This window comes from Acinetobacter sp. YH12251 (genome assembly GCF_013417465.1).
GTDB lineage: Bacteria > Pseudomonadota > Gammaproteobacteria > Pseudomonadales > Moraxellaceae > Acinetobacter > Acinetobacter amyesii.
On sequence record NZ_VPDZ01000015.1, the window covers coordinates 119,049 to 126,099 of the forward strand.

Annotated in this window: 5 protein-coding genes; 3 read left to right on the forward strand and 2 right to left on the reverse strand. The window is 38.6% G+C overall.

Features of this window, described 5'->3' with window-relative positions:
* Positions 1–145: 145 nt before the first annotated feature.
* Entirely contained in the window at positions 146–1,300 is a 1,155-nt protein-coding gene (locus tag FTV27_RS13725) for a methionine aminotransferase (protein ID WP_180079009.1), read from the reverse strand.
* 230 nt (positions 1,301–1,530) lie between these two features.
* Between FTV27_RS13725 and FTV27_RS13730 the strand changes: the two genes are divergently transcribed.
* Genes FTV27_RS13730 through FTV27_RS13740 form a run of 3 tightly spaced genes read left to right on the forward strand, consistent with a single transcriptional unit; the run spans position 1,531 to position 6,647 of the window.
* The gene (locus FTV27_RS13730; protein WP_180079010.1) at positions 1,531–4,830 is read left to right on the forward strand and encodes a type VI secretion system Vgr family protein; all 3,300 of its coding nucleotides are present in this window, start codon (positions 1,531–1,533) and stop codon (positions 4,828–4,830) included.
* Positions 4,831–4,832: 2 nt separating this feature from the next.
* Positions 4,833–6,170, forward strand: coding sequence for a LysM peptidoglycan-binding domain-containing protein (locus tag FTV27_RS13735; RefSeq protein WP_180079011.1), 1,338 nt, complete (start codon positions 4,833–4,835; stop codon positions 6,168–6,170).
* Between the two features lie 15 nt (positions 6,171–6,185).
* Entirely contained in the window at positions 6,186–6,647 is a 462-nt protein-coding gene (locus FTV27_RS13740) for a hypothetical protein (protein WP_249749040.1), read from the forward strand.
* Positions 6,648–6,686: 39 nt separating this feature from the next.
* Here the strand turns inward: FTV27_RS13740 and FTV27_RS13745 are convergent.
* A partial coding sequence (locus FTV27_RS13745) for a transposase family protein (protein WP_257230018.1) occupies positions 6,687–7,051 on the reverse strand: 365 nt, incomplete at its 5' end.

Consider the following 7,051-nt stretch of genomic DNA (forward strand, 5'->3'; position numbering starts at 1 on the left):
TCAGGTCCTAGACGCGGCTTTTTATGATTTTAAGTTACTGATAACACTATCATGTTGGCATTCAAAAAAGCCTTAGTTTTTGAGTAACCAAGGCTTCATTATTTCTACATGTCTGTTTTAAAAAAACGTTTGGGCAGATACGGCTTTAAACCGCGGAGAGAATCTCTGCAGCTCGATCTAAGGTGGCATCTTGTTTGGCAAAACAGAAACGTAATAATCGTAAATTTTCCGGCGGTTTTTGATAGAATACCGAGACAGGAATCGCCACGATTTTATGTTGTTCTGCCAACAACTGACACATTTCCACATCGCTTAAATCTGGGCGTATGGCACTGTAATCAAGGTTTTGGAAATAGGTACCTGCCGATGGAATCAACTCAAATCTAGAGTGGCTTAAGCCCGCATTGAAACGGTCACGCTTGGCTTGGTAAAAATCGGCCAATTCAGCAATGTGCTCAGGATGTTCTGCCATAAAGTTAGCCAATGCCATTTGTACGGGCGTAACTCCACAGAAATTGGCAAATTGATAGATTTGGCGAAACACTTGCATCAAGGCTGGCGCTGCAATGCAATAACCAGTTTTCCACCCTGTAACGTGAAAAGTTTTACCAAATGAACCCACGACAAAACTACGTTCACGCAGCTCAGGAAATGACAAAGCAGATAGATGCTGACGACCATCAAAAATTAAATGCTCATAGACCTCATCCGACAGCACAATAATATTTTTATCTCGAATCAGTTCGATCAAGTTGAGCCAGTCCTCACGCCCCCAAACAGCACCTGTTGGATTATGCGGTGTATTGACAATAATCATTCGGGTTTTATCGTTAATCGCAGCGGCAACACGATTCCAATCCACAGTAAAATGGGGCGTCTCTAAGGCAATATGAATGGGTTGAGCCCCAACCAATTTTACACTGGGCGCATAACTGTCATAGCTCGGATCAAAAATAATCACTTCATCATCCGCATGAACCACGGCTTGAATGGCACTAAAAATACCAATGGTTGCACCCGGGGTAATGGTGACTTCGGTGTGAGGGTCAATATTTAATTGGTCGCGATGGGCAAACAGTTGAATCAATTGCTCACGCAAATGCATCAGTCCATCGCCGGGTGCATATTGGTTAAAACCCTGTTGCGTCGCATCACTTAGCGCATTTAACAGTGCTGGAGGTGCAGGAAAATCAGGAAAACCTTGAGATAAGTTCAGTGCATTTAGACGCTGCGCCATTGCACTCATAACGCTAAAAATAGTCACACCTTGGGCAGGCAGTTTGGATTCAATTGTAATCATGGAGCTTAAAATTTTTTATAGATTGCATTTTGAGTGTAGCAGCATCTCAGCGGCTGCGAAAAGTTAGCTCAGCAAAAATGATCCAGTATTGATGTTCCTATTCACTTGAATCCTAAAGTGATGTGAAAGCCAAAAAGAAGAATTCAACAAATTATTTGCAAAATAGGGTAGACGAAAAAATAAACATTTCCTAAAATGCCGTCATTAAAAAAATTAAATACATAATAACAATGCTTAAAAATATTCACGCCATGGTGGAAAACTTTGGCTTTAGCGTACAGAAACGTGCGCTACACATTCATTTCTCAAATGAACCATTAAACACCGAAGTTTTTATTCAACGGATTGAAGGTCAACACCGTATCAATCAAGGCTTTCGTGCGGAAATTATTTGTCTCTCGACCAATGCTCATTTGGCTTTAAAGCAGTTTATAGGCGGCCGAGTGGCTGTCGATCAAGTGACAGATTTGGGACAACTCAGTCGCCTGACTGGTGTGATTACAGGTGCAAGCCAAGGTCAAAGTGATGGTGCATTGACCGTTTATAAGCTGGTGATTGAGGATGCCACAGCACTCTGGCATAAGCGTCGTAACAGCCGTGTCTTTATGAATAAATCGGTACGGGAGATGACCGAGATTATTTTTAGTGAATGGCAGAAAAAAAGTGCGCTGTTTGCTGCCAGTTTAAGCTTGAACTTAGAGGGGCTGGCACGTACTTATGATGTGCGTCCATTTACCATGCAGGCGAATGAAAGTGATTATGCATTTTTAACCCGCCTTTGGCGCAGTGAAGGGATCAATTGGTTAATTGATGAAGCTGAGTTATTTGTTGCATTTTCGGCTGCACCAATGCAAGCACAGCAGCTGCGTTTAATTGATACCAATCAAGCTTATAGTGCTTTGGAACGGAAAAAGATTCGCTTTCATCGTAGTCATGCCTCGGAACGTTTGGACACAATCACCAGTTTTGTGGCAGAACGCTTTTTACAATCGACCACGATTCAAACGCAGCGTTGGCAAGCTCAATATTTGGAACAAGACCAAAGTAATCCGCTCTTAAGCGCCCATGCACAGAGTGAGCAACAGCACAATGAAACCTTAAGTTTAGAGCAGGCTTGGACCGTAAGTTCGGCTTGGACAACTGACCTTAAAGGTGCAGATCAGGCGACCACTTCAAATACACAGCAATTGGATCAGTTGAATCGGCAACTCAATCAATATCAGGAATTACAAGCCAAAAATTTTACCGCCAGCAGTAGCGTAAGGGATGCACAAGTTGGGTATTGGTTTGAATTAGAAAATCATCCTGAAATTGATCAACATCAAACGACAGATCGTGAATTTCTCATATTGGGCAAAGCATTTTATAACCAGAATAATTTACCCAAAGATATTTTGGTTCAATTAGAAAAGTTACTTGCGGCGAGCCGTTGGCTATCTTTAGGGGATGAACGGCAGGCCAATGACCTATATGTGGTCCGTCGGCAAATTTCCGTGGTGCCTGAATATGATCCTTTATTACACCGGCCACCTGCGTTTCCACAGCGGGCTAAAGTGGTCGGTCCAGAAGGTGAAAGTATTTATGTCGATGCTTGGGGGCGTATCAAAGTTCGGTTTACGTTCACCCGCAGTGATGACCACAGTCATGATGGTGGAGCAGGGAGTAATGATAATGACAGTGACTCGGCTTGGGTTGATGTGCTGACCCCATGGGCAGGTGAAGGTTATGGCGCACGTTTTCATCCTCGTATTGGCGAGATTGTGGTTATCGACTTTTTTGAGGGAGATGTCGATCGTCCCTTTGTAGTAGGACGAATACATGAAGCTGAACGATCTCAGACCATGTTTGACCTCAAAGGTCAGCTTCCTGAAACCAAAAAACTCAGTGGTATCCGCTCGCAAGAAGTTGCGGGAGCAGGCTTTAACCAACTGCGCTTTGATGACACGACGGGGCAGATCAGTACCCAATTACAAAGTAGTCATGCAGCGACACAGCTGAATTTAGGTAATCTCAGCCATCCTAAAGAACAAGACAGTAGCCATGGTCGAGGAGAGGGTTTTGAGCTGCGAACGGATGCTTGGGGGGCAATGCGTGCAGGTAAAGGTTTACTTATTAGTACCTATGCGCAGGATAAAGCAGTTGCCGATCATCTTGCTGCTGCTGAAGCTCAGTCTCTTTTAAATCAAGGGCATCAGAGCATGAATATGCTGAGCGGTTTAGCCGTAAAGCAACAGACCGATGCATTAAATGTGATTAATCGTTTGCCGAAGTTAATAAACTCTTTAGAAATCAAAAGTACTGCCGAAGCTGTCAAAGCGACTTTAAATTTGTTCAAGGAGGATTTAAGTCGAGACCCATTGGCAGCGTTAAAGAATTGTAAAAGTTTTGTCACAGAAATGGGCTCAATCGCACATGATGTCAAAAGTACAGTAAAAGAATTTAAAGCATTTTTTAATGATGCCGAAGATGCCTTTGATAACTTAAAGTCTGTCATAGATCATATTGAAGAAAATGGTAAGGATGTGATTCAAGGGCGGGTCGCAAGTCTGAAAAGCAACCTAAAAGAGGATCCATTAAAAGCATTAAAAGATGTGGGTAAATTGATCGAAGACATCAAATTTAATCCCGATGATTTGTTGAATAATGGTGGTTTTGGTTTACCACCAGCGATGACACCCATAAAAGCATTAGAAAAAGTACAAGGCTTTATGGAAGGCTATGCGCAAGGTTTAGAAAAATCCAATACAGCGGCAAAACAAGAACAAGGCAAATTATTCCGCCAAGCGTTGATGTTGCTTGCATCACCTAATGGTATTGCACTCACTACACCGGAAGATATTGTTTTACAAGCCTCGCAGGATATTGCAGAAAGTGCGCAAGGTTCGATTAATTTCAGTGCTCAAAAGAATATTGTCAGTCATGCACAAAACAAAATCAGTCTGTTTGCGGCTCAAAAGGGCCTGAGTGCTTACGCCGCAAAAGGGAAAGTTGAATTACAAGCCCAAGATGATGCTATTGAAGCAATTGCACGAAAGGTGATTAAGCTCATTTCAACGGAAGATAAAATTGAAATTACAAGTCCTAAAGAAATCGTGCTGACCGCAGGCGGTTCACAGCTGAAAATTAATAGCAGTGGAATATTTACAACAACAGGCGGCAAGTTTGAGAGTAAGGCGGGGCAGCATAGTTTTGTGGGAGGGAATGAGGTCAAAGGAGAAATTATTGCATTACCGAGGAATAACCAAAAGATATTTACGAATAAATGGGACTTTTATGACTTATTTTATAAAGCTGATTTTTCAGATATTAAATATAAGTTAATAAATAATAAAAATAATACTTACATTTCTGGCACTTTAGATGAACACGGGCGTACAAAAAGGCTGAGTAAATCTAATAATGAAAACCACGATATCCTTATTGGCACTGAGGGTGAATGGACAGTTTCATTAGATGATGGAAGTGTTGATGTAGATTTTGAAATTAAATGTAGTTGTGATTCATATGAAGAACATGGAGATGAAATTTAACCATGGATTGTTTAGCGAATATTAAATTTTTAGATGCTTTAGATCAGCCGATTAATAGTTTATTTCATCAACTGTGGGTTGGTTCGATTTTGATTTCTGATCATGTTACGAGTGATAATGGAGAGTCAGTATGGATTAGACGCCCAGTAGGAACAATTATTGATGTTCATATAAAAAGTATAGTTTCTGGGGAATATATATCTAAAGTTAAATTCGAGCTTATAGGTGAAAAAACAATATTTATTATTCGTAGTCCTAAAATTTTATTAAAAGGTGTAAATCTTTCGGCAAAAGATGTAGCAACAGGTACTTATGTTAGATCGACATATATTGTTGCTGAAGGTGATTACTTATCTAGAATTGCTGATGATAATCATACTACTACAGCAGAACTGATAGAAATAAATAAACTTAAAAGTGGTACAGATATTCATCCAGGACAAGTCCTTAAAATTCCTACAAAGAAACAGGAAGTGTCGATATCTATCGATAAGAGTAAAGCAAAAGCTTTACCAAAAGCTACGGCTCAAAAAGAAACGATTAAGATTATCGTGGTACAACAAACAGATACCTTAGCATTGATTGCAAAACTCACTGGAAATACAGTTGATGAAATCAAGAAACTAAATGGATTAAGCGATGTCAAACTGGTCAAAAATCAAAAGCTAAAGGTTTATGACCGTAAAATATCTTTTACTTCAAATAAAGAAGAAAAATTAAATAATAAACAGAATGCAAGTCAGAAATCTATACCCACAGTAAAACAGGAATCATCGAAGAGTCAGGAACAGACGCCTGTTGCAAAAGTTGAAGCTTTAACGCCAATTAATGTAACAGGTTTGTTGCCAGAGGCATGTGGTGGTGAAAGACATTACAAGAGGACTTTGGCACGTATAGCAGAACTACATTCAGTTTATCAGCCTTATGTTGTTAAATTGATAAATGAAGGATATAAAAAGTTAAATATCTGCTGGGTGGTTACAGATGGTTATAGAAGCCCGTCAGCGCAAGATGCGTTGCCAAGTTCAAATACAAATGCTAAAGGGTTAAGTAGCTATCATCAATATGGTTTAGCTATTGATTTATATTCTGTACGAGATGGGCAAATAGTCCTTTATAGTAATAAATTAACTACAAAACAAAGAGGTGATCAAGCATTAGATGATCATAGAAAGTTAGGGCCTATTGGTGAAAAATTAGGCTTGGTATGGGGTGGACGATGGAAAAGTATAGTTGATAATCCTCATTATGAACTACATCCAAATGGTCAAACATGGCATGATTTAAAACCTAAACTTTTAGAAGTTGGTGTTGGAAAATATAAAAAATTAAAATTTTAAAATAAGGATTAGTTAGTGAAACAAATTTTTTTCTTATTCTTATGTATGTTTATAGCTAGTGCCTGCACAGCTGTAAATAATAAAAAATTAGAATATACCGGTGATGAAATTGATGTTAAATTTAAAAAAATACAAAAATATATTACTAATTATGAGGTTGAAGAAGGTGGCCCTATACTTGATAATGTGATTAAAATTTATACTATTGATCGTGATCAGTGTGTAATTGTATCGAAAATTGAGGGTGATTCTGGTGTTTATGGAACAGAGTCAATATTATATTTTTCTAAATCTAAGATTTTATATGGGTATAGATATAATTACAGTTATAGTTTTTATAATGGAGAGGGATCTAATAAAGTAGATAAACTAAATTACTCAAATCCATTGTTGCCTATTGATGAAATTGAATTAAAAAAAATATTTAATACTTTTAAAGTGGGTTTTGATCAAAAAACAAAGAATGAATGTGGTTGAATATTCTTAAAATATTCTATAATAGACTTCTTTCATAATTCATTTTTTGCTCAGCTCTAAATTATAGATTCCCGCAATTAAATTGAATCTTAAGCCCAGTCTTTTTCCTCGATTACGATATCGCTCGGCAAGGATTTTGAAAGTTTTTAAACTACCAAATACATGCTCAACCCCAATTCTTCTTTTGTTGATTTCTTGATTATAGATTTTTAGTTCAGGATCCAATTTACAGCGCTTTTTTGCTTTTAATGGCAACAAGCTATTTGGATACACTGCGTAAATCCCTTGATAGCCTTTATCTGCAAGGATAAAGGCACCTGCCGGAATCTGATGTAAGTTTCGTTTGAAGAGTTCGAAATCATGTACAGCACCACGATCAGTGCATAAACTCATAATTTGCTGAG